Below are 22,229 nucleotides of genomic sequence, written 5' to 3' on the forward strand. Positions count from 1 at the left end.
TCTTAATTACATTATTGACGCATGTATTAAGTACAATAAACAAAAATAACCTGATGTTTAAAATCATTATCAAGATAATTTTTATGGAAGAATAAACTTATCTACTCATCTAGCGGATAAGATCACAAGTAGTATGATGATTATCACATTTATAGGGAAAAGTTTGAAACGGAGAATTTTTCGCAAACTCATAGCTCTTTCATGCGATGATACAGAACCTTATGAAAAACAACTTGAATGAAGCAACCATCGTGAAAAAAGAAGAGCACTTTTATTATTAACTTCGTATAAAAACAATCGATATCATCTCTAGAAAAAGAACTCAAACCAATGAAATTATCGTATCATTTTTTACACTTTTCCGTATTTTTGTGAAAGCAATTCGCGGACCTCATCAGCTATTTTAGTTCCACGACTTGCACAACTGACCTTAATCAACCGATGCAAACTTTCTGGTATATCAATCGTGAGGCGCTTCATACCTCCACTCATGCTCCCTTTGTGGCTTCCTATCCATGCATCCGCTGTTAAAGGAATTGATTTATTGGTTGGTTTTGTGCCAATTTTAATTTTTTTACTCATCGTGCTAACTCCTTGATTTCCGCTGCAACCGCTTCAATCTCTGCCGCTGCGGGTCCTTGCTTATCAACTTCATAAACGGCCTTCCCCTGTGCTGCTGCTTCTGCAAAAATCACGCGCTGCGCAACACTAGAAGAAAGAACATGCACAGGGTATATGCCAAGAGCTTCGTTCACATCGCGCCCTATCGCTGTATTGACGATTTTACGATTAATAACAAAAGCAGATTTGAGATTCTCTTTATAAACGCGTGCTTCATCAATCAGCTTTACAATTCCATCCGCTGCCCAAATATCATAGGGACTAGGCAAAACAGGGATAAGCACCAAATCCGAAGCCATAAGAGCACTACGAGCAAGATCCGTCACACGCGGAGGACCATCGATAATAATATGATCATAACCATGACCAATCTGTGTAATCTCTTTGTGAACCGTTGCACGCGGTAAACCAATAACTGAAAACAAAGGAGCATCTTCACGTACAGCAGCCCAATCCAATGCGCTTCCCTGTGGGTCAACATCAATAAGCAATACCCGTGTACCAGTACGTGCAAAACTGGCAGCAAGATTAACACTCAACGTCGTTTTTCCGACACCTCCCTTTTGATTCAAAAGTCCAATGATCATCCATTACGCCTTTCAGTATTATCGTTTTTACGATTATACTGAAAGTAATAAAAGAAACAAGCATCCAATACGTGCAAAATAACCATTTCTCCCATTTTCAGGATAAATAACAATAGCCCGCAATTTTTTATAATATTCTTTAACATGAGCAAAACATTATGAAGATGATATTCTTGAAAATAACAAAATAAATTTAAAAGAGGCATGCTCTTCTTCCCCCCCACCCTAAAACGAAGTTTCTTAATTCCATGTCGATCTGTAAACAATGCGCTGTAAATGATCCAGCTTCTTATTTTGCACCGGCCTTTTGGGATTCTCCCTTCATGCAATCCACTTAATGCAACTCTACAAACAAGCTCCACTCTGAATATACAACAAACTATAAGGAGAATTCATTGTTTTGCACGTTGAATGAGAGAGCCGAAATCAGGAAGATTCTCTCATTTCATGCCTCTTATATTAAATTAATCAAAATCATATCTCTTGTACGTACAATCAGGGCTGGCGTGTGGGTAAAAACTGTACAAGAAAGGATTTAAAATGCTTCTTATGCAGAATCTCCAAGTACCAAGAACTATTACAATATTGGAGGTTGGCAAATATAACAATGGTACCGACTTCCTTCTTCATAAGCGTAAAAAGGGTGGTGATCCATGAATTTTATACTCTTTGACGCTCGACAGAGTAAAATGGGCTTAAGAGAAATAAGGGTACCTCTAGCAAGCGCGTAAACAAACAACACAATGAAATGTCTATGCTGAGTAAACACTATAGATTATCCATAAAGACCAAACATCCGTCTTTTATAAGATCGCATAACGAACATGTTGCGGAATGAGATATTTTGCATCTTACAGCTCATTTTTCCCAAATAGATCTTCTCGACAAAAAGAATATTTTTGTTAAGATGCCACTGAAAAACTTACCTTCATTATGTTCTTTCTATATATTAGACCAGAGGGTATCGTGAAGATCGTGCAATTGAGAATAAATAAAAATGAATTTACAACAAATTGAACCTGATATTTTTATCAGCGCCCAACTTAGCATAGAAAATATCAAAACATTGGCACAAGCTGGTTTTAAAACAATTATCTGTAACCGCCCCGATCACGAAGAGCTCCATCAACCTGACTTTTCTAGCATTAAAACGGTCGCAAATGAATATGGCATAAAAGCCTATCACATTCCCATTTCTCCTCCAACTATAGAAAAGTCAGCTGTTGAAGCCATGCAAACAATTTTAAAAACAGCCTCTCTGCCTCTTCTTGCCTATTGTCATCACGGATCACGCTCGCTGCATCTTTATCGTTTAGCGCGTCTTTAAACAGAGGGGTTGCACACTTCCGCCTCGCCTTAAAAGACGAAGATTCTTAAATATACATCGATCTGTAAAAAAATAATCAGTCAATAATCTTTGTCTTGCACCTTTCCACTCAGGCTTCACATTTCATAAAACTCTATGAGCAAGCTTTGCTCCTCAATATACAACAAGCATGCACACCCGAAGCCATAAAAATGCATGAAAATTCATATGATGATCAAAGAAAATTATTTTCACCTCACTTTTTATCACTGCTCCACCTTCTTTTTCTCTTCCTTTACCAATACGAACTCATTCGTACGCCACAGACACCTAAAATGACAGTAAAACCACTAAGAAAACCCTATATTCCGAATAAAAGGCGTGCAGAGTATTTTATAAAAAAAGTCGTAAGCCATAATCTATGGTTAACTACAACATATTGATTTATAACAATTAATTATTTTGCACGTTGAATGATAAATCCTAATACCGTAAGATTCTCTCAAGCCTATTTATAGTGAAGCAATCAAAAGCGTGTTTCTTGCATGTCACAAGCAGGAAGTGTTCGTGTGAAATAAAACGAGTTAAGAAAAAACTCTCATAAGCGCTCTCAAATAGCCTAGACTGTACAACACTAAAGGCTTGTCAATATAACGGATGGTGTCGGATTGCTCTTTTATTAGGCATAAAGATGATAGCCCTCAACGAAGCTTTCAAGATACCATTCATGAATGTCATCATGAAAATGAATATGGGAAGCGTTGAAAGATATTTCTTTAAAAGAAGTGCATAAATTAGCAACACAAGGATATTCCAGCATTTTATTTTACCTGTAGGGCGTGATATCCTATTCAAAGAACAAGAACAACCTGAAACTGTTATTTTCATGATTTAAGAGATATTGCTCTGGACCCTTTTGAAAGTGGCAAACCCGAATGTAAAAAAGACTGTCATCTGGACTGATTTTCTCCTTTATAACTTCATATTTTTCCCCAATAAGGCTGTAAACCGGTTTCAGAGATTACGCAAATGGATAATGCAATAGGGCTCTCCTCATCTAGTATACAAAAGCTGTAACAGCAGAGAGAGCATTAAAGCGCTTTAATCTTCGTCTCAAACATACTGCTCGCGTTGAGGAACACTAAAGCAAAAGTTTTATGAGAAAAACAATACGATACAGTCACGAATAGAGCGAACATAGATTGGAAAGATGTCCCAACTTTTATCCAATATTTCTATCAAAAAACAACAAAACATTATTGGCTTTGTGTTTTCATATCCTTACAAGACTGTCTTTCCTTTGCATTATAGGCGTTACATTTGTGAAAGACAAAGGAAATATATGGATAGTTTTTAACTTGAAAATCTGAAAGATTGACGTGTTACGACAACAAAATTGTGCCTTTATCCATCAAAAGCATTAGAAATTTTGAAACAATACACCTGCTTTCTCGCAATGATTTCTTTTTATCTGCAATCAATCGCAGTCTCCTTAATATGCATTCCCCATCACAATATACAAGAGAAAGGAGACTTAAAGCATTTTCCAGCAGCTTCATTCTCGTTTACGTGATTGGTCAGCACGAAAACTGCTGCTAACCACTGATCTTCTTCACAAGACTCGACAAACAAAACTTTTGTAAAAATATTCATTACATAATACAAAATATCACATGCGTAAGGTTACACGAACCAACTCTCATCATAAACGATGATACGGCATAAATGACATAATAAGCCAAATTAGAAAGAAGAAACAATAACCTTTTAAAATAAAAAAAGTCATCAATTAAATTTTATCAAACTATAAGCTTAAAATCGCAAGAAATTTTAAAAACAGCCTTTCTCCTTCTTCACGTCTATTATTGCTAAATAGGCTGGTTGCTTATTCTTTACTGCATCTTTTATGACGAGTTTTAACGGATCAGAAAGAAACAAGCAGTAAAGTTTTGAATGACAACAAAAACCATAACGTTAACTTTGAAAAAAATGATGCCAAAATCAGATCTTCAGATATTCGATTCTCCCTCTCAACAACGGAAAAAACATATATTCCACGATGTTTTGGAATATATCTTTGTGATTATAATCACTTTAAGTGCTATTTTTACAGCTCTTCTCTCTTTTTCAGATCAGTTTAGGACATATTTTTAAAAGTAAGCAGCCTATCCAACGTTGATAATGGTTGTACTGTCTTTAAAACTTCTTTTGCTTTTTTTTCATCACGATGCATTTGCACAATCAAAGGTTCAAGTCCATCAAATTTTTCTTGTCCTCGCAAAAACTGGAAAAAAGAAACGGTACAGCTTTCCCCATAAAGGTCGTCGTTAAAGTCAAACAAATAGGTTTCCAAAAGGGGCGCCCCATCCTTAACAACCGTTGGACGACAACCAAAGCTTGCAACACCATCATACAAAACACCGTTCGCACGACGCAAACGTACCGCATAAACACCATGAGCCAAACGAACTTGGGGAGGCAACATTTGATTAGCGGTAGGAAATCCCAAAAGACGTCCAAGTTTTTCACCTTGAATAATATTGGAGCGTATCCGATAGTGATACCCTAACAAATGGGCTGCTTTGTCCACTTCCCCTTGTGAGAGAAGTTGCCGAATAAAACTCGAGGAAATGATCAAAGATTGTGACTCTTGAGGACGAGCAACGCAAGAAACTTGCACAACCTCAAATCCATATTTCTCTCCTCTTTGGCAAAGAAGATGTACATTTCCACTTTTCTGATGACCAAATTGAAAATTTTCGCCTGTCACCACAACTGAAACATCAAAAACTTCCTTTAAAAACGACTTAATAAATTCGTCCGCTGAAAGAGCGGCAAACTGTGCATCAAAGGGCTGTTCAATCACGCCGTCAAAACCAAGGGTTTTAAAAATTTCAGCTTTTTCAGCTGCCTCTGTCAAACGATAGACAGGAGCTGAATGTTGAAAAAAACTTCTTGGATGGGGTTCAAAAGTTAAAACAACAGATGGTTTCTTTTTTATACGCGCGAAATCAAGTGCTTTTTGCAACACCACCTGATGCCCACAATGAACACCATCAAAATTTCCAAGTGCCAACACTGCTCCCCGCCAAGCCGAGGGAAACATATGAATTCCCTGAAGACGCAAAAAATTAGTCATTACTGAAGTGCCCACATGATTGCTTGTGGTTTATAACCATGATGTTCAAGAAAAGAATGCAAAGCTTGCTTATCAACCACACCCTTTTGCGTATAATCATAATGATGAATCCCCCCCATAATATAAAGGGCATCAAGACCAAAGTGAGCCGCCCCCTTAATATCCGTTAAAAGACCATCACCAATAGCTAAAACTTGACTTTTTTCTACTGTTCCCCGTATTTTTTGAAGTTTTTCAAAGGCACATTCATAAATAGGCGCGTGAGGTTTTCCAGCAATGCGCACTTCCCCCCCTAATTGTTGATAAAGACGAGCCAATGCACCAGCGCACCAAAATTCTTTATTTCCATAATGGACAATCACATCTGGGTTCGCACAAATAAAAGGTAAATTCCGCGACCGCATGCGACGAAACATCTCCTCATAAGCAGAGGGTTCTTCGTCAAAATCTTCAAGAAAACCGCTACAGACGACAACAGAAGCCTCCCATTCTTCAACAAATTCACACTCTAACCCTTCAAACAGCACCAAATCACGTTGTGAACCAATGAAAAAAACTTTACGTGGAGCAGTCTGAATGAGATCGCGCGTTACATCCCCTGAAGTGATAATGGCATCATAATAGTCGCTATGAACATTCATGCTTTGTAATTGAGCAGCAACATCTTCCCGTAGCCGAGGAGAATTAGTTAATAAAATGACAGTTTTTCCCATTTGTCGGATTTTATACAACGCCTTCAACGCTGGTTCAAATGCATGTACACCGTTATGCACAACACCCCACACATCACAAAAAACAGCATCATAATGCGCTATAATAGTCTCAATATGGGTAAGTTCATTCATGGAGCACCTATCTCTATTTGTCATTTAAAGCTGTCTTTTACTTCAAAACTACTTACCGAAAGATAATACTTGTGTCATCTGCTTTCTCAAACCATATCCCAACTTTTTATCGTCTATAGAGATCATAAGAAATGATAAAATAACTAAGTTATCATTAAGTTGTGCAAAATTCTAAAATGCTTGATAGCAAAAGCTTATCATTCCCCAATGCTATTTTTCTCATAAAAATTTTAATTCTAACAACAACGACGTTGATAGAGTTTTTTATCTAAAATACTCAAATTCTTCACTGAGAAAATAAACATATCCCCCTCTTAAAAACATGCATCATGAGAAAGCCCAATATATTTTCTCATTTCAAATCCGTTTATATTGAATCAATCAAAACCTATTGACTTACACATTATAAACGGAGAGCGTACAGATAAAAACACGTGAAGAAAGAAAAAATAGCTCTTAGGCTCCCTTTCAAAGGCAAAAACTGTCGTAATATTTTGAACTGGCAGAGAGTATGTGCCGTCCGAGCATCTTTTTTTCAGTAAAGATAGCAATATAGCTTTTATCCCATTCATAGAGGCTTTTACGCTATATACTTTACGAAGCACCATTGTAAAATAGGCGCTAACATTGAGAAATATCTTCTAAAACAAACATGTGAATATACAACAATAAGATCTATAATGTTTTGAGTTTATTTTGCATGAGGGCTCTTTACTCATAAAAGCTTTCCCCTATCATCATGATATCTCAGACGCATCAAAACAAGTCATTTTGATTATTGGTTAAGGACAGCACCGTAAGCGGTGACTTGAGCTTAAAAACCAAGATTTACCTTCGTAAAATGCATATCTGATGTCATGAGTTGAGTAAGCAAACCTTAAAACTTTGAAAGGCAAACAACCTCCTATTTTAAAAAATCTATCCGTCTCAAGAAAAACTATTTTTATTGCCAATCTCCTAAAATTACTTTATGAATCGAAAAATGTTTTGATCGCATACGCAACGATCAAAAGGGGTCTTGAAAACCCGAAACCCTAGCGTAAAAATAAACCCACTATGTGGGTATCCCGGAATTCCGGGAGATTTTGCTATGTCCAGGTGCTCCAAGCACTAAAAGCAAAATGCTGACTAGGGTTCAGTGTTTTCAAGCTCCCGGAATACCAATGCGAGGGCGCTCGCACTTGGAGGGGGAAAATGCAAGCTCAAAATCTTAATATTGATCTTTTTGTAGGCAAAAAAATTCGCTTTAGGCGAAAAGTGCTAAAAATGTCTCAAAAAACATTAGGACATCATTTAGGTGTCACTTTCCAACAAATCCAGAAATATGAAAAAGGCTTAAATCGCGTGAGCGCAGGACGTTTAAAGGAAATTTCCGATATTTTGAATGTTCCACTTGCCTTTTTTTACACTGATATCATCAAAAAAGACAACACCCCGTACCATTATGATGAAATCGCCTCGAGCAAAGAGGAATATTTGCTTTTAAAAAGTTTTAGAGTCCTCACATCTGTCAAGCAGAAAGCGATTTTAAACTTAATTTGTGATCAAAATTAAAACGCTTTAAAAGCATAGCTATAAAGTGCTACACACCCTATTCTTGTCTTTCTCCCCACACCCCAAAAGGATGCCCCCCTCCTCAAACCGGTTGATAAACGATCCGCCTTTTCAAAAATAGCTCCTTCTCAGCTTCCCATTTCATATGGTTCCTTTCACAAAATTATATAAACAAACCCTCCCTTGAATATTCATCACACTCTCTTATCAAAACACCCCATGTATAAAGTTTTATGTCTTATATCACCACACCCGCAAACAATAGCGTTTTACAGTACAACAGAATAAGTATTTATCTGTATTTAAAGAGTGGCCCCCTTTTCGCTATGGACGCTCTATTTATTTTAAATGATGTACATTTAATATACCTGCTATTAAAAACTTAGTATCTGTTATAAAGTCTTAAAGGCATATTTTCCCTCTAAAATCTCAATGCTACACCAACTCTATCATAAGGCAACACATTGATTTATAAAGATAATTTATTATTTTACATGTTGAATGAGAATCCAGAATATCGTAAGATTCTTTCATTTCAGACTTGTTCCATGTTGAATCAACCAAAACTATATCTCTTGCAGGTTACAAGTGGGAAGAGGCGTATGGATAAAAACTATTAAGTAAGAATTAAAAATGCCTCAAACGAACCGTCTCAATTACCAAGAGCTGTAAGCAACACCCACAAGCTGACAAACTGTGTGATGGTGCAAGGCTTACTCCGTTATGAAGTGTAAAGATGGAGGTGCTCAATGGATTTACCCTTATACCCTTTACGAACAGCGTCGCAAAATAGGTTTGGATACCTTGAGAGATATTTCTATAAGACAATGCTATCCAATTCTCTCATGATTATAATCCTCAATCTGATAAAGTTGAAACAAACAATAAGATTGCGAATATGATTTGGGGAGCTCATCTGAAAGATGAAAAATGATAAAAAAATTCCGCTATAACAATTGAAGAAGCGAGCATTCGTTGAGCCGTAACTTCTTTATTTTAGAATTTTTATATCACACTTTACTGTTGAGTAATATGTATTTATTAAAATACATGACCACGGTCTAGAGCATCAAGCTTTGGCGAGAAAAACATTTCAGTATCTGCTTGTAAGACATTTTGACAATTTTTAGATTCCTTAACAGCTTGTCCTGAAAGAAAACACTTCGTTCCCCATTCTTCTCTTAATTTTGCATCTTTTTTAAAATCTTCTACGCTATAGGTTTTTTCACACCCCAAGACGAATAATAGAGTCATGCATAATAAATAATTTTTTTCATTTTACTCCTCTTTAAATACCTTATCTGTTAATATCATCCCCCCAAATGAGGGTTGAATTTTCACACTGTATGAGAATACAGCCTCACTATCACTTGCTTGCTTTCAAAGTGAATACTCTGAGTAAAATAACGCAAGAAGAGCTCACAATAGCCATCGTATGAGTTTGTCATAAAATACAATGAGAAGGGAAAGAGCCTAAACTGAATACAAATGATGAAATCAGAAGACGCATTAATGCTTTTGTCCGACTGATTTCAAATAGTTACATTGCAATAGGCATCGCCCCTAACCCTATAGAAAGCCTATGAGCATTATAATACTTAAATCTCACGATCAATGGACTATGCAGCCATAACAAAAAAGTATGAGCTCTTTTTACCTATTTGTATGTTGATTATTGTTCCTCCATCGAGGCCTAAATAGAAACGTTTTGTGATATATAGAAAACAATCAGCAATGCAAATCATTTTACGAAGATTTCTTCGTGTAGAGTCTATTTGAAATCCATCCATCATTTGGAAGTCTGAATTTAAAAGCAGATAATTATGAAAGCTTTTCAAGGAATGCAACAGATTGATCACTTTTAAAGAAGTAAAAAACGTGATTTAATCCTGAAGACAAAATTCTGATGAAAAAACTTTTGCTATGAATTCTTTTAAGGCATTGTGAAAGATTTTATCCATTATATCAAACGTTACACCATTTTTGGGTCTGTTTATTTTTTACTTTTATCAACACCGCTCTAGAAATCCGTTTCTTGAGCGTTTTTTATCGCCTCACTTTCTCCTTCAAACACAAATACTCAAAAATGCTTTGCCACCAACAATGACATTTTCCTGCTTTTATAAAACACATAAGTAAAAATAGAGAAGCGATTTTGAAAGCAACCCTGCCTTGAAAAGGGAATTACCATCCATTTACTTCCTAAACGAAAATAATCTCACCGTTTATTCAAATTTGCTCTACGATTTGGTACAATTTTATTGATAAAGTTTTCTCTATAAAAATTTAAGTAAATATGTTCGTTAAAACCAATCATGGACTAGCAAAGGGGTTATAGGATCCATTATCTCGCCGCCATTTTAAAGGTTCAGTGAAATCACTCGACCAAAGACCAATCTTGTTGCCACGTGCTTTTTCTTCCGCATGATGATACTGGGCTGGAATAGGATTTTTCCCCTCTTTTGAGAGTACCAACATACCTTCTTTAAGACCTTCCTCAGCTAAATCAACCCCTTGAACAAAACATTGCGCATAATAAACACCATTGTGCATCAAAGCCTGTTTACAGGATAAATCCTGCCCAAGTGTTTTGGTGACAAGCCAAGCCGTTGTAACCGCACCACAGGGCCATTCTTGATCATTTAATCTTGCTTTTTGACGGGGTGCACATGTGTCCACACCATAAAGATGAATATCACGGGAGATATGTGAGCGCCAAGATTGTGCAGCAGGCGTCAGTAATTTAAATGTAACCCCACTTGTAACAGAAGCCTTACCATGAAAAACAACAGCATTATTTGCAACATCATTTAATGAAACACTCTTCTGCAAATCGAGAGCTGGTTCATTTTTTTCTAATTGCTGTTTGGTGATAGATTTACCCAACTTTTTTTCTTCTCGATAGAGATCGACAATATCTTGGATATCTTGCATCTCAAATGTTTTAAGAATGCTGAAATCCATTTTATCTTTATATTGGCTTAATCCCCACACCGTAGCCCCCATAATGTAAATAATAACAATCAATTTAAATAGCATCTCTTAACACGCTCGCTCAAAAAATTCGTTTTTTTCCTATCATGTCAGATTATTGATCAGCAATCCCCTTGTTTTTAAAGAAAAAATCCAAATATAAGTGTTGCAGATTAACTACATTTTGTAAAGAATGATATTCTTTCTTTCATTATTTTAATATTGTTATTTTTACCAATATACACAACTTAAAATTGCCATTTTCATGTAACACAATCTCAATTTGAAAAGACTTCTGTCTCTTTACGAAGAAGAGCTTGAGAGTGAACAGATCCACGATCAAGGCTTTTAAAACAAACAAACGAGAAGAATTAAACTGTCATCAAATGACAGCACTCTCCAGTTTGTTAGAGGCAATGGAATGTCGACATATGAACAAATATTATTTGTTAAAGAGAGGTAAAATGACAGATAATAGATTCCAAAACATCATTTTTATCGTGACCATGCTGCTTTTTACCGCATTGCTTGTATCAGATCCTTCTTATGCTGCTTCTACTGCTGGTGGAGGTGGTTTCGGGAAGCTCGATGGTGTTTTAGGCAACATTGTCGCAATGATGACGGGTCCAACGGCAAGACTCATTGCTATTATATGTGTTGCTGCTGTGGGGATTGGTTGGATGTACGGCTTTATTGATTTACGCAAAGCAGCTTACTGTGTTCTGGGGATTGCTATTGTTTTTGGTGCCCCCACTCTCGTCGGTAAATTAGCGGGCACAACATAAATGAATGAAGATACTCTTTTCCTTGCCTGTACGCGCCCAGCCATGTTTGCTGGTGTTACAATGGAAGCGATGGCGCTCAATGTCATGGCGACATCCATTCTTTTCATTTTGACCAGTGATTTTACCATGTTTGGTCTTGGGATTGGGATGCACTTTATTTTGCGAGAAGTGACAAAGTACGATCACAATCAATTTCGCGTATTGTTTGCATGGCTCAATACCCGAGGAAAACAAAAAAACCTCAACCGATGGGGAGGAGGTTCTACCTCCCCTTTACGCCTTATCCGCACCTATAAGGAACTAAGCTGAAGGAACGAAATTGGTGAAACAGATGTCAATAATGAAACGGGAAACTTTGCCTGAAGAATATATTCCCTATATACGCTACATCAACCAACATGTCGTTGCTTTAAATTCACGATGTTTAATGGTTGTGATGGCTGTTGAGGGTATAAATTTTGACACTGCGGATATTGATCAATTAAATTCTTTACACAACCAATTAAACACCCTTTTAAAAAACATCGCAGACGAACGGCTTGCTTTATATTCTCACATCATCCGCCGCCGTGAAACGATATACCCAGAAGGTCATTTTCTTTCATCTTTTGCAACAACATTAGATGAAAAATATAAAAAGAAAATGGTTTCGCAAGAACTGTATAGAAATGATCTATTTATTTCACTGCTTTGGAATCCGGCCGCGGATAAAACAGAAAAGCTGGTTTCATTTTTTCAGCGCTTGAGCAAAGCCAAGAAAACACAATCTGAGCCCGATGAGGAAGCTATTCGTAAACTCGAAGAGTTAAGTCAAGATCTTATGCAAGGTTTGGAAGAATATGAAGTCCGTCTGCTATCCATCTATGAACATGAAGGACTTTTATTTGCCGAACAAAGTGAATTTCTCCACCAGCTAGTGGGGGGAAGACGTGAGCGTATTCCTCTCACATTTGGAACTATTGCTTCAACAATTTACTCGGATCGTGTTATTTTTGGGAAAGAAATTATCGAAATTCGCCATGAAAGCAATGAACGCTTTGTGGGCATGTTTGGATGGAAAGAGTATCCTTCTAAAACACGCCCAGGTATGACTGATGGTCTGCTTACGGTGCCATTTGAATTCATCTTAACACAATCCTTTGTCTTTAAAAGTAAGGCAGCCGCCAGTGCGATTATGAGCCGCAAACAAAATCAAATGATCAATGCAGCTGACCGTGCTAGCTCACAAATCGATGCACTGGATGAAGCGCTAGATGATTTAGAATCAAATCGTTTTGTTTTGGGAGAACACCACATTTCTTTAGCTGTTTTTGCTGATCATCCCAAAATATTGTCTGAAAACTTATCAAAAGCACGTTCCCATTTAACCAATGGGGGAGCCGTGATTGCCAGAGAAGATTTAGGATTGGAAGCAGCATGGTGGGCACAGCTTCCTGGAAACTTTAGCTATCGTGCGCGTTCAGGCGCCATTACCAGCAGAAATTTTGCCGCTTTATCGCCCTTCCATTCTTTCCCTGTTGGCAAACTGAACGATAATGTTTGGGGAGCTGCTGTCGCATTGCTAAAAACACAGGCTGGTTCACCTTACTATTTTAATTTTCATTATGGCGATCTTGGAAACACATTTGTTTGTGGTCCATCAGGATCTGGTAAAACAGTGATTGTTAATTTTCTTCTTGCACAATTACAAAAACACAATCCAACTATGGTTTTTTTTGATAAAGATCAAGGAGCAGAGATTTTTGTACGGGCTGGAGGAGGGAAATACAAACCTTTAAAAAATGGGCAGCCCACGGGTATTGCTCCCTTAAAGGGCATGGAATACACCGAAAAAAATAAAATCTTTCTTCGTAATTGGATCTTAAAGCTAGTGACCGCTGAAGGGCAAATCGTAACAGAAGAAGAGCGACAAGATATCGCCAAAGCCATCGATTCCTTAGAAAACTTACCCCCAACCCAGCGCTCTCTTGGTGCCCTTCAACTGTTTTTTGACAACACATCCAAAGAAGGAATTGCCATACGGCTGCAACGCTGGATTAGAGGCAATGATTTAGGATGGGTTTTTGATAATGACCAAGATGATCTCAATTTAAATGCGCAGTTCATTGGCTATGACATGACCGATTTCTTAGATAATGAAGAAATTCGGCGCCCCTTAATGATGTATCTCTTTCACCGCATTCTTGATCTGATTGATGGGCGGCGCATCATTATCGTCGTTGATGAATTCTGGAAAGCTTTAGAAGATGATTCATTTAAAGCTTTTGCGCAAGATCGGCTAAAAACAATTCGTAAACAAAATGGCATGATGCTCTTTGCAACACAAAGTCCTAAAGATGCTTTGAACTCAACAATCGCGCACACAATCATTGAGCAATGCCCCACCCAAATATTTTTTCCAAATCAAAAAGCAAATTACAATGATTATGTCGAAGCTTTCAAACTTACTGAGCGTGAATTTGAACTGATACAGTCAGAGTTAAGCAGAGAATCCCGTCGTTTTCTCATCAAACAAGGACAAAGTTCCGTCGTTGCAGAACTTAACTTACGTGGAATGAATGATGAGATCGCCGTTTTAAGCGGCACAACAAAAAACATTGAACTCATGAATGAAATTATCAACGAATATGGAGCTGCCCCTGACAAATGGCTGCCCATATTTTATCAAAGGAGAAAAAATCAATGAAAAAATATGGCTTAGTTACACTGTTATCTTTTTCTTTTATTTCTCATGCAATAGCGCAAACAACACCTGATGTGGATGAATATTATAAACAAGCACTCGAGAACACACAAAAATTAGATGCTGCAAAATCAGAAACAGCTGAAAACATTTATAAAAGCGCAACTGAAACTGCAAAAAAAATCAAAGACATAAGTCAACAACTTGAAAATATTAAATCAAAACCAGAAACAAAACCAGAAGAATTGCAAGCTCTTCGGCAAGATCTTCAAGTAAAGCTTTCTCTTCTTCAAGCCGGTCTTCAAGTAAGTTCTTTAAAACTTCAGTCTCTTGATATGATTCAAGCAAGAGATACGAAAACAAAAGATGAGCTACGTGAAGAAAAGGAACAAAAAAAGCATAAATATCTTGAGGCACAATTAAAAGAAAAAGAAAAGAAATTAAAAGAAAAACTTGAAAGTACAAGTACAAATGTCAGACTTTAGTTTTTCTCCCTTTGAAAGCGTTTCTGGGTATATTTTAAAACCCCTTGATAATGTGATGGACACGACGGTGAGTGGGCTGTCTTCTGCTATTTCAGCACCCTTAAATCTCGCCGCAATCATTTTTATCTTTCTTTATGGCTATAATGTTATGACAGGTCGCGTTGCGCTTTCCATGCATAGTCTTCTCAATAATGTTGTTAAAATCGTTGTTGTTACAACAATGGCAACAAATGCGGATACATTTAATACTTATGTCAAGGATATTTTCTTCAATGATTTATCCAATGCTATTGGGAATGCGCTTAACAGTAATCCTGCAAGCTCCAATGTTTTTGATTATATTTTGTTAAAGGCAAGTTCGCGTTATCAAGAAGTCTTATACAATGCTTGGTTTTTTGAAAAGATCATTGTGGGTCTTCTTGGTTCTATCATGCTTCTCGCGGTTATTCTTTTTTGTATAGGTGGTTTTATTGTGCAAATGTTTGCACAAGTTGCACTCGTCATGATTATAGGTCTTGGGCCTCTATTCATTAGTTTGTATTTGTTCAATGCAACGCGAAAATACTCCGATGCATGGATTACAACTTTGATCAATTTTACCATTTTACAAGTTCTCGTAATCATGCTTGGAACCATTATATGTCAAGTTATCCTACAGGTTCTCAAAGTTTCATATGAATCAATTTATGTTCTTTTTCCCCCTGTCATCGTCATTTCGATCATAGGAGTTATTATCTTCCGTGCGCTTCCTGGTATTGCAACAGCGCTGGCCTCTGGCGGACCATACTTTAACGCTGGTGTCTCTTCAGGAGGACAGATTTTTACAATGCTTTCCAATGGTGCAAGAGCGAGTGGCAATGCAGTAAAAAGTGCCACTTCACAAATCTCAGGAGCTGCCGGTAACGCTGTTAGAAGTGCGGCAGGAGCGGCAGCAAAAGCAGGTAAATCCGGAGGCGGTCGTGGTCGATTTTAAGATAAAGCACCTTTTTAAAAGAATAAGCATTTTTGTTTTTGCCTTGTGTGCGCCCTTTGGCGCACACGCCATGATCCTGTTTCAGATAAGATCTAACATCTTGGGTCTAACAACAAAACCAATCAAAATCTTGCATCACATAAACTTGTAAAAATGTTCAGAACAAAGGCTCTCATGCATTGTATTCCAAGATATTTGTGAGTTCAAAAAATGAAACGAAAAATAACTTTTGTTATGGTCCTAACAATCGCTCTTACTGGTTGTGCCTCTTTGAGTGGCCCTAAAAAACCACCACGCTGTAATGGCAAACATACACGCGCTTTAAATAAAGATAAGTGGAATTGGGACAATAAAAACATTGTCTACCCAGAAAAGAGCGTAAAGCCTGTTACCACTCCCATCATTCTCAATACTTTGGAAAGTGAAAAAGTAACAGCCAATTCAGCTTTATTAAAGCCGGTTATTCATGAAGCACGATCTGATAAAACTGTGGAGGTTATGCGTGAAAAGTGATGCCCTTGAAGAATATATAAAAGAAGCGCGCTCATTTGACATTGATCGCATGCATAGCATGCGTGTGCGGATGAAAATCTCCATGGCTTTAACAGTGCTTTTTGGATTGATGACAATTGCGCTGGCTTTAGCTGTCGCAGCTTTGACGCCTTTGAAAACAGTAGAGCCTTTTGTTATCCGCGTTGATAACTCAACAGGCATTATTGATACTATAAGCGCCCTAAAAGAATCCCCTAACGACTATGATGAAGCGATAACGCGTTATTTTGCCAGCCAATACGTTCGCGCTCGTGAAGGTTTTCAAGCATCAGAAGCAGAAAACAATTTTCGCTTAGTCTCTCTTTTATCTTCTCCAAAAGAACAAAACCGTTTTGCAAAATGGTACGCAGGCAATAATCCAGAAAGTCCGCAAAACATTTATCATAACATGATTGCTACGATCACAATCAAATCAATCTCTTTTATAAGTAAAGATCTTATCCAAGTTCGTTACTATAAAACGATCAGAGACTTGAATGAAAAAGAAAATATTTCCCATTGGATTTCAATCTTAAATTTTTCCTACGTGAACGCACACATTTCAACGTCTGATCGTCTTATCAACCCTCTTGGTTTTCAAGTATCGGAATATAGATCTGATCCAGAGGTGATAAAATGATCAGACTTTTACAAACAATCTCTTTAATTTTTACGATCACTGTCAGCTTGCACACAGTTCTCTCACTTGCGGAAACAGCGCCTGTCAGTGCACGTAAAGATAACCGCATCAGATTTGTCAATTATGACCCCTACAACGTCGTACAAATCATTGGCTCCATTCGCTCTTCGGTTCAACTAGAATTTGCCGTTGATGAAGAAGTAACCTATGTAGGAATTGGAAATTCGGTTGCTTGGCAAGTTGCACCGGCTGGACACTTTGTTTTTCTCAAACCACGTGAAGTTCAGCCTGTGACAAATTTACAAATTGTCACAAGCCGCCAAGATGGAACACAACGCTCTTATCAATTCGAGCTACAAGTCCGTGAAGGCGATGTTTCAGCCGGCAATGAGACGTATTTCTTGGTAAAGTTTCGTTATCCAGAAGATGAAGCCTTACGTAAGAAATTAGCCGAAGCAGAAAAAGAAAAACAACGTGAAGAAAACTTTGTCAATGATATTTTAAATATCCATGAAGATTTTGGACCACGCAATTGGGCTTATGAAGCTCAAGGCTCATCTCTTATTGAACCTGCTTCTGTCTATGATAATGGGAAAACAACAACCTTTACCTTTTTAGGCAACATTGAAATCCCTGCCATTTACATTGTATCGCCTGATGGGCAAGAAGCGCTTATTCCCAAATCGATTAAAGGCAACAAGGTTATTGTTCATGCAACAGCTGCACAATTCACGCTACGACGTGGGAATGAAGTATTGTGCATCTTTAACAAAAGGTTCGTACCAAAAGGAATTAATCCTGAAACAGGTACGACATCACCATCTGTACAACGTAAAGTGAACCTAGGAAGCAGCCATGAATAACACCGTGGATGAAAAAAGCATTAATGATCGCGATACAATAAAAAATGCTCAAGGGAAAAGTCAACAAAACAATGTGGGGAAAGCTATTGCTCTTATTATTCTTTTCAGTGTCTGTCTTTATTTAGCCTATTCAACACTTGTTACAGACAAAAAGCAACCAATTGAATCTTCAAAAGAAGGAAAAGTTATAAAACAAACAGAGCTTTTTCATCCTGCAAAGCCTACCCCTCCCCCCTTTGAACAGCCTCAACGAAATAACGCTCTATTACCAAAAGTCGAGCTACCAACACCAAACATCAATCAATTAAATTCTGATGACTCACTGCTGGAGGCAGCACAACGTGCTCCTGTATTAGCTTATGCAAGTACACAACAAGGCAAAATAGATTCACAAACAAATAATGGTGCTTTGCCTCACCAACTTGAAAGCAAACCTGATGAAACGACACAACGTTTTAATCATCTTCTCAAACCCACAGTGCTTGAAGGTATTCGTGCTTCAACCCTTGGCAATCGAAACTACATCATCGCGATGGGAACTTCTATTCCTTGTATTTTAGAAACAGCCATCAACAGTGATCAACAAGGTTTTGCCAGTTGTATCATCTCCAGAGATATCTTATCAGACAATGGTCGTGTTGTGCTTCTTGATAAAGGCACCCAAATTGTTGGTGAATATCGCGCCGGATTGAAAAAAGGCCAAACACGTCTCTTTGTACTATGGAATAGAGCAAAAACCCCCAATGGTATCATTATATCTTTAGCTTCACCGGCAACGGATGCTTTAGGGCGTTCTGGTATGGATGGAGATATTGATAACCATTGGCTCGAGAGGATTGGGTCTGCGCTTCTTGTCTCACTAATAAAAGATGCAACACACTATGCCAATAAACGTTTATCAAAAAAACAGGAAAAAGAAGAAACTGAAACAATCTCTTCAGGACAAAACATCGCAAACATTCTCGTAGAAAATTACGCCAATATTCCTCCAACATTATCCAAAAACCAAGGGGAAATGGTGAATATCTTTGTTGCCCGCGATTTAGATTTTTCCAGCGTTTATAAATTGAAAGTCATCGAAAACAAAAAACAGATTATCAATCGAGCTGTTTCAAGAAACTTTTACAAAAATTCGGCGGTAACTTTAGAATGAACTCAAACTTACATACCATGAGCGATGAAACCGTTGCGATTGTTCTCACAAAACTTGAACCCATCAGTGCTTTTTTGAAAGATGATAGACTCTTTGAAATTGTTATCAATCGTCCCTATCAAGTCATGACTGAAGGATTTGATGGATGGAAAACAATAGAAGCACCGGGGCTCTCTTTTAATGAGCTTATGGGGATTGCGAAAGTTGTCGCCTCCTATTCCAAGCAAAACATATCGGACAAAAACCCAATATTATCTGCAACGCTACCAGGCAATGAGCGCATTCAAATTGTCATTCCGCCGGCTGTCGAAAAAGACACGATTAGTATGACAATTCGTAAACCATCATCGCAGAGTTTTTCTCTCGAAGAACTCGCCAAGAAAGGCCTCTTCTCGCTCTGTGAACAGGTCTCTTTCACACCTTTGAATGACTATCATTCTCGTTTTAATGAACTCAAAATCATCGAGCATAAATTAGCCAATGCCTACTGTAATAAAGACTTTGTCTCTTTTTTAAATCAAGCTGTAGAATGCCAGAAAAATATTTTAATTGCGGGAAAAACCGGTTCGGGTAAAACAACATTATCAAAAGCATTAATCGCCAAAATCCCTCAAGAAGAGCGTATTATCACCATTGAAGACACGCAAGAATTGGTGATACCACACCCTAACCATGTCTCAATGTTCTATTCAAAAGATGGACAAGGCTTAGCCTCCGTTGGGCCCAAAGAGTTACTTGAATCATCTTTACGGATGCGTCCTGATCGTATTCTTTTGCAAGAACTTCGAGATGGTACAGCCTTTTATTATATCCGCAATGTCAATTCAGGCCATCCAGGTTCCATTACGACGGTTCACGCATCAACAGCACTTGCAGCCTTTGAGCAGATGACCCTTTTGGTCAAAGAAAGTGAAGGCGGTGGTGATTTAGAGCGTGATGATATTCGAGGCCTGTTGATTTCAATGATTGATATCATCATCCAATGCAAACGGATTGAAGGAAAATTTAAGGTCACAGAAATTTATTACGATCCCTTCAAACAACGAAACATCTTTGGAGGTGACTAAAAGAAGATCACACCGGCTGCCAAAGGCTCTTTTAAAGCAACAATTGCAAATAAGAGAAAAAATGCATGAAAACCAACGAAACAGAAATAGAGAAAATCTTTTATCGATGACAGAGGAAGAATTAAAAAAACGCCGTGAAGCCGTTGAAGCAGCCATCAGCACCCATACGATAGAGGGAATAGCGCTTCATCCTACAACACTCAAAATTTTAGAAGAATACGCAAAGGGGAATATTTCACTCGAGGAATTTAACACTCTTATGGACAACGTAAAATTATAAGGAAGCTGCGATGCCAAAAGCAAAAGCAAAGACAAAAAATATACAGACAGTTTCTCCCCATCATTATGTCTACCCAAACACCACAACACTCAAAAATAAATATGGAATAAAAGACTTAAAATCCTTTCTGGAGAAATGCTCACATGATACAGCAGAAGCAATGGTTAATCTGCGTGAATCCCCCGTACCAGAAAAGTTTGATAGCTCCTATCTATGCTCTATACATCACCACTTATTTAAAAATACCTTTGAATGGGCTGGATATCTGCGCCATCTCCCCTTTACATTTGAAGATGGCACCATAGCCGCTATGCCCGAAATGAAAAGAACAGGATGGGAAAATCCTTTTGCACTCGGCGATGAAATCCAAGACGGTTTACAAAAATTAGATCAAACGCTTGCCGAAAAAGATAATTTGCAAGGCTTAACGCGTGAGAAATTTAACGCTGAAGCAATAAGCTTATTTAACGCCCTTAACCAACTTCATCCTTTTAGAGAAGGCAATGGACGTACACAACGGGTCTTTTTTGAAAATCTTGCCAAAGCCGCAGGGCATCAGCTTGATTTTTCACTTGTTACAAAAGAACGCATGATGCTCGCCAGTGTTGCTGTAGCAGAAAATGGTGATCTAGAACCAATGCAACATCTGTTTGAAGATATCTCTAATCCCAATAAAATACTTCTTTTAAAGGAATTCATGAGCAACATGAAAGAACTTGGGCGCAATGTTAATGATCGTCCTGTTATGGTTGCAAAAGAAGGTGAAACCTACACAGGTACCTATAGGGGTGCTGGTTATGATAGCTTTGCTTTCAATGTGAAAGGCGCTTACATCATCGGCAATAAAGAACAGCTCACGCCAGAACAACTCAAAACATTAAAACCTGGTGATAGATTTACCTTTACCGTTCCCAAAACAAAAAAGCTTGAAAGCATTCTCATTCCAGAAGAAAGATTAGCCCCTTTGACAGAAAATGAAACGGCCCAAATGGTTGCAGAAGATTCTTGTGTCCACGCAAGCCTAAAACAGGTTCAGCAATTGTCAAAAATTGTTTATGGTAACGAAAAAACATTAAACAAACAGATGGTAGAAATCATCAAAAATCCAAGCTTAGGCCAACAGCTCGCTAACCAGATTGAAAGAGCACCGCACTCTATTTCTCATCTTGCCGGTTTCAGTTTATGTGGACTACAAAACCAGACACGTGCAAACGCTAAAAATCATCTTGAGATGCTCTGTACTGCCGTTGCAAATTTCGCGTATGCTGTAAAACATGCTGAAAAGGAAATTACGCAAGAACATGCAACAGAACAAAGTCGTCGTGCAAAAACGGTAGAAATGCCAAGTCAAAGCTTGCAAGACCTCTTCGCCTTGCCAAAAGAATTACAACAAGAAGCTTTAACAAAAAATCCTTTATGTCAAAAAGAGCTCAGCAACTTTGTAAAAAAGATCAACACCCGTCTCTCACCAAATGAACATAAAGCAGTTCAAAATAATGATTATGAAACATTGGCTCAAAGCATTGGTGTATCAGAAAATAAAGCCAAACAAATTACACAAATTATTAAGCAAACCAAAGAAGTACACCAGCAAGCACAAGTATGCACAATGCACCGTTCCAAAGCATTCGCTATGGCCTGCTAAGAATAGACAAAACCTTCCTCCTTAATGAGAAAGGCTCATAAGCGAAAACTGTTTGGCGTTATCTGCACCTTTGCAAAAAGAGATGAGAGTTCATATCAC

General features: G+C 37.8%; 20 protein-coding genes. 14 read left to right on the forward strand and 6 right to left on the reverse strand.

Translation table 11 applies throughout. The annotated features are described in order from the left end of the window. Positions 1–351: 351 nt before the first annotated feature. Together ACFINM_RS06900 and parA are read right to left on the reverse strand one after the other, a co-directional pair. The gene (locus ACFINM_RS06900; protein WP_375613561.1) at positions 352–582 is read right to left on the reverse strand and encodes a plasmid partition protein ParG; all 231 of its coding nucleotides are present in this window, start codon (positions 580–582) and stop codon (positions 352–354) included. Further along, complete coding sequence (parA, locus tag ACFINM_RS06905; RefSeq protein ID WP_375613562.1) at positions 579–1,208, reverse strand: ParA family partition ATPase; 630 nt, start codon at positions 1,206–1,208, stop codon at positions 579–581. The genes ACFINM_RS06900 and parA overlap by 4 nt, the downstream gene beginning before the upstream one ends. A 997-nt stretch (positions 1,209–2,205) precedes the next feature. Here parA and ACFINM_RS06910 point away from each other — a divergent pair. Next, positions 2,206–2,535, forward strand: a complete 330-nt coding sequence (locus ACFINM_RS06910) for a TIGR01244 family sulfur transferase (protein ID WP_375610590.1) — start codon at positions 2,206–2,208, stop codon at positions 2,533–2,535. Positions 2,536–4,651: 2,116 nt separating this feature from the next. Here ACFINM_RS06910 and ACFINM_RS06915 read toward each other — a convergent pair. Next, positions 4,652–5,653 (reverse strand): bifunctional riboflavin kinase/FAD synthetase, encoded by a 1,002-nt coding sequence (locus tag ACFINM_RS06915; RefSeq protein WP_375640963.1) that lies wholly within the window; start codon positions 5,651–5,653, stop codon positions 4,652–4,654. Next, positions 5,653–6,498, reverse strand: a complete 846-nt coding sequence (locus ACFINM_RS06920) for a TIGR01459 family HAD-type hydrolase (RefSeq protein WP_375612197.1) — start codon at positions 6,496–6,498, stop codon at positions 5,653–5,655. Before ACFINM_RS06920 ends, ACFINM_RS06915 begins: the two co-directional genes overlap by 1 nt. A 1,194-nt stretch (positions 6,499–7,692) precedes the next feature. Between ACFINM_RS06920 and ACFINM_RS06925 the strand changes: the two genes are divergently transcribed. After that, positions 7,693–8,052 (forward strand): helix-turn-helix domain-containing protein, encoded by a 360-nt coding sequence (locus tag ACFINM_RS06925; RefSeq protein WP_375613566.1) that lies wholly within the window; start codon positions 7,693–7,695, stop codon positions 8,050–8,052. A 1,041-nt stretch (positions 8,053–9,093) separates the two neighbouring features. On the opposite strand, the gene ACFINM_RS06930 is transcribed toward ACFINM_RS06925, so the two are convergent. Beyond that, positions 9,094–9,306 carry an EexN family lipoprotein gene (locus tag ACFINM_RS06930; protein ID WP_375640964.1) on the reverse strand — a complete coding sequence of 71 codons (213 nt, stop codon included), beginning with the start codon at positions 9,304–9,306 and terminating at the stop codon, positions 9,094–9,096. Positions 9,307–10,365: 1,059 nt separating this feature from the next. Continuing rightward, entirely contained in the window at positions 10,366–11,091 is a 726-nt protein-coding gene (locus ACFINM_RS06935) for a hypothetical protein (protein ID WP_375621536.1), read from the reverse strand. A 398-nt stretch (positions 11,092–11,489) separates the two neighbouring features. On the opposite strand from ACFINM_RS06935, the gene ACFINM_RS06940 reads away from it, so the two are divergent. The 12 genes from ACFINM_RS06940 (at position 11,490) to ACFINM_RS06995 (ending at position 22,130) form a co-directional block, all read left to right on the forward strand. Beyond that, a complete protein-coding gene (locus tag ACFINM_RS06940) occupies positions 11,490–11,810 on the forward strand; it encodes a TrbC/VirB2 family protein (protein ID WP_375610628.1) in 321 nt (106 codons plus the stop codon). Next, entirely contained in the window at positions 11,811–12,119 is a 309-nt protein-coding gene (locus ACFINM_RS06945) for a type IV secretion system protein VirB3 (protein ID WP_212112790.1), read from the forward strand. Positions 12,120–12,141: 22 nt separating this feature from the next. After that, entirely contained in the window at positions 12,142–14,496 is a 2,355-nt protein-coding gene (locus tag ACFINM_RS06950; protein WP_375612194.1) for a VirB4 family type IV secretion/conjugal transfer ATPase, read from the forward strand. Beyond that, positions 14,493–14,978, forward strand: a complete 486-nt coding sequence (locus ACFINM_RS06955; RefSeq protein WP_375621534.1) for a type IV secretion system protein VirB5 — start codon at positions 14,493–14,495, stop codon at positions 14,976–14,978. The genes ACFINM_RS06950 and ACFINM_RS06955 overlap by 4 nt, the downstream gene beginning before the upstream one ends. After that, the gene (locus tag ACFINM_RS06960) at positions 14,965–15,951 is read left to right on the forward strand and encodes a type IV secretion system protein (RefSeq protein ID WP_375610597.1); all 987 of its coding nucleotides are present in this window, start codon (positions 14,965–14,967) and stop codon (positions 15,949–15,951) included. The genes ACFINM_RS06955 and ACFINM_RS06960 overlap by 14 nt, the downstream gene beginning before the upstream one ends. A gap of 210 nt (positions 15,952–16,161) precedes the next feature. Beyond that, a complete protein-coding gene (locus ACFINM_RS06965; RefSeq protein ID WP_375610598.1) occupies positions 16,162–16,464 on the forward strand; it encodes a type IV secretion system protein VirB7 in 303 nt (100 codons plus the stop codon). Continuing rightward, positions 16,418–17,122 carry a virB8 family protein gene (locus ACFINM_RS06970; RefSeq protein WP_375621533.1) on the forward strand — a complete coding sequence of 235 codons (705 nt, stop codon included), beginning with the start codon at positions 16,418–16,420 and terminating at the stop codon, positions 17,120–17,122. The genes ACFINM_RS06965 and ACFINM_RS06970 overlap by 47 nt, the downstream gene beginning before the upstream one ends. Further along, a complete protein-coding gene (gene virB9 / locus ACFINM_RS06975; protein WP_375621532.1) occupies positions 17,119–17,985 on the forward strand; it encodes a P-type conjugative transfer protein VirB9 in 867 nt (288 codons plus the stop codon). Before ACFINM_RS06970 ends, virB9 begins: the two co-directional genes overlap by 4 nt. After that, a complete protein-coding gene (virB10, locus tag ACFINM_RS06980; protein ID WP_375612191.1) occupies positions 17,978–19,138 on the forward strand; it encodes a type IV secretion system protein VirB10 in 1,161 nt (386 codons plus the stop codon). The genes virB9 and virB10 overlap by 8 nt, the downstream gene beginning before the upstream one ends. Then, entirely contained in the window at positions 19,135–20,205 is a 1,071-nt protein-coding gene (gene virB11, locus ACFINM_RS06985; protein ID WP_375610602.1) for a P-type DNA transfer ATPase VirB11, read from the forward strand. The genes virB10 and virB11 overlap by 4 nt, the downstream gene beginning before the upstream one ends. Positions 20,206–20,266: 61 nt before the next feature. Then, positions 20,267–20,485: an antitoxin VbhA family protein gene (locus ACFINM_RS06990; RefSeq protein ID WP_375621556.1), complete on the forward strand. Its 219-nt coding sequence runs from the start codon at positions 20,267–20,269 to the stop codon at positions 20,483–20,485. Between the two features lie 10 nt (positions 20,486–20,495). Next, complete coding sequence (locus ACFINM_RS06995) at positions 20,496–22,130, forward strand: BID domain-containing T4SS effector (RefSeq protein ID WP_375630152.1); 1,635 nt, start codon at positions 20,496–20,498, stop codon at positions 22,128–22,130. Positions 22,131–22,229: the final 99 nt, after the last annotated feature.

This window comes from Bartonella sp. AA168HLJHH (genome assembly GCF_042197365.1).
Taxonomy (GTDB): domain Bacteria; phylum Pseudomonadota; class Alphaproteobacteria; order Rhizobiales; family Rhizobiaceae; genus Bartonella.

Coding starts and splice junctions, on each gene's coding strand:
- ACFINM_RS06995 (WP_375630152.1), top strand. CDS start 20,496: ATGCCAAAAGCAAAAGCAAAGACAAAAAATATACAGACAGTTTCTCCC.
- ACFINM_RS06930 (WP_375640964.1), bottom strand. CDS start 9,306: ATGACTCTATTATTCGTCTTGGGGTGTGAAAAAACCTATAGCGTAGAA.
- ACFINM_RS06925 (WP_375613566.1), top strand. CDS start 7,693: ATGCAAGCTCAAAATCTTAATATTGATCTTTTTGTAGGCAAAAAAATT.
- ACFINM_RS06990 (WP_375621556.1), top strand. CDS start 20,267: ATGCATGAAAACCAACGAAACAGAAATAGAGAAAATCTTTTATCGATG.
- ACFINM_RS06960 (WP_375610597.1), top strand. CDS start 14,965: ATGTCAGACTTTAGTTTTTCTCCCTTTGAAAGCGTTTCTGGGTATATT.
- ACFINM_RS06940 (WP_375610628.1), top strand. CDS start 11,490: ATGACAGATAATAGATTCCAAAACATCATTTTTATCGTGACCATGCTG.
- ACFINM_RS06920 (WP_375612197.1), bottom strand. CDS start 6,498: ATGAATGAACTTACCCATATTGAGACTATTATAGCGCATTATGATGCT.
- ACFINM_RS06965 (WP_375610598.1), top strand. CDS start 16,162: ATGAAACGAAAAATAACTTTTGTTATGGTCCTAACAATCGCTCTTACT.
- ACFINM_RS06910 (WP_375610590.1), top strand. CDS start 2,206: ATGAATTTACAACAAATTGAACCTGATATTTTTATCAGCGCCCAACTT.
- ACFINM_RS06915 (WP_375640963.1), bottom strand. CDS start 5,653: ATGACTAATTTTTTGCGTCTTCAGGGAATTCATATGTTTCCCTCGGCT.
- ACFINM_RS06950 (WP_375612194.1), top strand. CDS start 12,142: ATGTCAATAATGAAACGGGAAACTTTGCCTGAAGAATATATTCCCTAT.
- virB9 (WP_375621532.1), top strand. CDS start 17,119: ATGATCAGACTTTTACAAACAATCTCTTTAATTTTTACGATCACTGTC.
- ACFINM_RS06955 (WP_375621534.1), top strand. CDS start 14,493: ATGAAAAAATATGGCTTAGTTACACTGTTATCTTTTTCTTTTATTTCT.
- parA (WP_375613562.1), bottom strand. CDS start 1,208: ATGATCATTGGACTTTTGAATCAAAAGGGAGGTGTCGGAAAAACGACG.
- ACFINM_RS06935 (WP_375621536.1), bottom strand. CDS start 11,091: ATGCTATTTAAATTGATTGTTATTATTTACATTATGGGGGCTACGGTG.
- virB10 (WP_375612191.1), top strand. CDS start 17,978: ATGAATAACACCGTGGATGAAAAAAGCATTAATGATCGCGATACAATA.
- ACFINM_RS06945 (WP_212112790.1), top strand. CDS start 11,811: ATGAATGAAGATACTCTTTTCCTTGCCTGTACGCGCCCAGCCATGTTT.
- ACFINM_RS06900 (WP_375613561.1), bottom strand. CDS start 582: ATGAGTAAAAAAATTAAAATTGGCACAAAACCAACCAATAAATCAATT.
- ACFINM_RS06970 (WP_375621533.1), top strand. CDS start 16,418: ATGAAGCACGATCTGATAAAACTGTGGAGGTTATGCGTGAAAAGTGAT.
- virB11 (WP_375610602.1), top strand. CDS start 19,135: ATGAACTCAAACTTACATACCATGAGCGATGAAACCGTTGCGATTGTT.